This window comes from Pseudomonas sp. 2VD, assembly GCF_005503585.1.
GTDB lineage: Bacteria > Pseudomonadota > Gammaproteobacteria > Pseudomonadales > Pseudomonadaceae > Pseudomonas > Pseudomonas aeruginosa.
In genome coordinates this window covers 1-2,006 of sequence record NZ_SCND01000598.1, presented here as the reverse complement: position 1 = coordinate 2,006, position 2,006 = coordinate 1, and the positions used below count along the sequence as shown (strand labels likewise).

Sequence of the window (2,006 nt, the reverse complement as noted above, 5' to 3'; positions counted from 1 at the left end):
GCCTACAGCCATGCCTGGAGCGGCTACCAGGCAGTCGCCTCGTACGATGGCGAACGCTGGTTCCGCGTACCGTCGCAATACGACGCCGACGGCCTGCATTTCCAGCTGGAACCGGAGGAAAGCGAAGTCCGCTTCGCCTACTTCGAGCCCTACAGCCGCGAACGGCATGCCCGCCTGGTCGAACGTGCGCTCGGCATCGAGGGCGTCGAACGGCTCGCCGTCGGCACCAGCGTGCAAGGCCGCGACATCGAATTGCTGCGGGTCAGGCGCCATCCCGACAGCCACCTGAAGCTGTGGATCATCGCCCAGCAGCATCCCGGCGAGCACATGGCCGAATGGTTCATGGAAGGCCTGATCGAGCGCCTGCAGCGGCCGGACGACACGGAAATGCAGCGCCTGCTGGAAAAGGCCGACCTGTACCTGGTGCCGAACATGAACCCGGACGGCGCGTTCCACGGCAACCTGCGCACCAACGCCGCCGGCCAGGATCTCAACCGGGCCTGGCTGGAGCCGAGCGCCGAGCGCAGCCCGGAAGTCTGGTTCGTCCAGCAGGAGATGAAGCGCCATGGCGTCGACCTGTTCCTCGACATCCACGGCGACGAGGAAATCCCCCACGTATTCGCCGCCGGCTGCGAGGGCAACCCGGGCTATACGCCCCGCCTGGAACGACTCGAGCAACGCTTCCGCGAGGAACTGATGGCGCGCGGCGAATTCCAGATCCGCCATGGCTACCCACGTAGTGCGCCGGGCCAGGCCAACCTGGCGCTGGCCTGCAACTTCGTCGGGCAGACCTACGACTGCCTGGCGTTCACCATCGAGATGCCGTTCAAGGACCACGACGACAACCCGGAGCCCGGGACCGGCTGGTCCGGCGCCCGCTCCAAGCGGCTCGGCCAGGACGTCCTGTGCACCCTTGCGGTGCTGGTCGACGAACTCCGCTGAAAATGGACGGGGCGCCGCGCGGCGCCCCGTTTCAGCCTCTCTCCAGCAGGTAGACGGCCTCGTTCAGCCAGGACACCCCGCGCTCGAGGAATTTCCAGTTGACGCCGAGCACGTCGCCACGCTCCAGTTCCTCGATCCGCCAACCGCCAGCGTAGTAGCCACGCACCTCCTCGTCGGGCACGGCGAACGGCGGACCGGCCATCTCCGCCTGCGGGTAGTCGATGGTGACCAGCAAGCCCAGACTGCGCGTCGGCAGGACCGCCTGGAGATGCCCGGCATAGCGCTCGCGCATCTCCGGCGGCAGGGCGATCAGCGCGGCGCGGTCGTAGAACGCCCTGCACTGCGCCAGGTGCTCTGCCTGCAAGGCGAAGAAATCACCCTGCAGCAGGGTGATGCCGGCGACCCGGTAGCGGCGGAAACCACCCAGTTGATCGATCTCGGGGCGCAGGTCGTGCTCCTCGAAGAAGTCGCTCACGGCCTTTTCCGAAAGCTCCACCCCCAGCACCTCCAGTCCCTGGGCGGCCAGCCAGGCCAGGTCCAGGGTCTTGCCGCACAACGGCACCAGGATCCGTTCGCCCGCTTGCAGTCGCAGCCGCGACAGGTGGCGCATCAGGTAGGGATTGATCTCGTCCAGGTGGAAGCCGATCTGGTTGTTCGCCCAGCGGGCGTGCCAAAAATCCGCCTGCATCCTGCCCTCCGCATTCGTGGAAAAACCCGCAAGGTGGCGACAATCGGCCGGCAGGTCAACTCCCCTGCGCATCTTCCTCGCGCACTTCCACCAGCACCGGACACGGCGCCTCGCGGATCACCCGGTCGCCGACCGAAGGATCGAGCAGGCGCTCCAGCCGTCCCAGGTGCCGATGGCCGATGACGATCAGCTCACAGCCCAGGCGCCGCGCCTCGCCCAGGATCACCTGCACCGGGTCGCCGGCACGTAGCTCGGCCTGTACCTCCAGCTCGCACCCGGCTAGCAGCGCACGGGCCTCGTCGAGCACCTGCCGGGCCTCTTCGCACTCGTGCGCGGCGGGCGGATAGTCGAGCAGCGTCGGCCGGCCCGGCAACGC

The 2,006-nt window shown here is 67.7% G+C and carries 3 protein-coding genes; 1 reads left to right on the top strand and 2 read right to left on the bottom strand.

Going from position 1 to position 2,006, the window contains the following annotated elements; all coding sequences use genetic code 11:
* A partial coding sequence (locus tag FFS27_RS32220; protein ID WP_137952526.1) for a M14 family metallopeptidase occupies positions 1–942 on the top strand: 942 nt, incomplete at its 5' end.
* Between the two features lie 31 nt (positions 943–973).
* Here FFS27_RS32220 and FFS27_RS32215 read toward each other — a convergent pair.
* Together FFS27_RS32215 and FFS27_RS32210 are read right to left on the bottom strand one after the other, a co-directional pair.
* Positions 974–1,630, bottom strand: a complete 657-nt coding sequence (locus tag FFS27_RS32215; protein ID WP_003109680.1) for a thiopurine S-methyltransferase — start codon at positions 1,628–1,630, stop codon at positions 974–976.
* 55 nt (positions 1,631–1,685) lie between these two features.
* A partial coding sequence (locus FFS27_RS32210; protein ID WP_137952525.1) for a universal stress protein occupies positions 1,686–2,006 on the bottom strand: 321 nt, incomplete at its 5' end.

Excerpts from the sequence above, each read along its gene's own strand:
- FFS27_RS32215 (WP_003109680.1), bottom strand. The coding sequence starts at position 1,630 with ATGCAGGCGGATTTTTGGCACGCCCGCTGGGCGAACAACCAGATCGGC.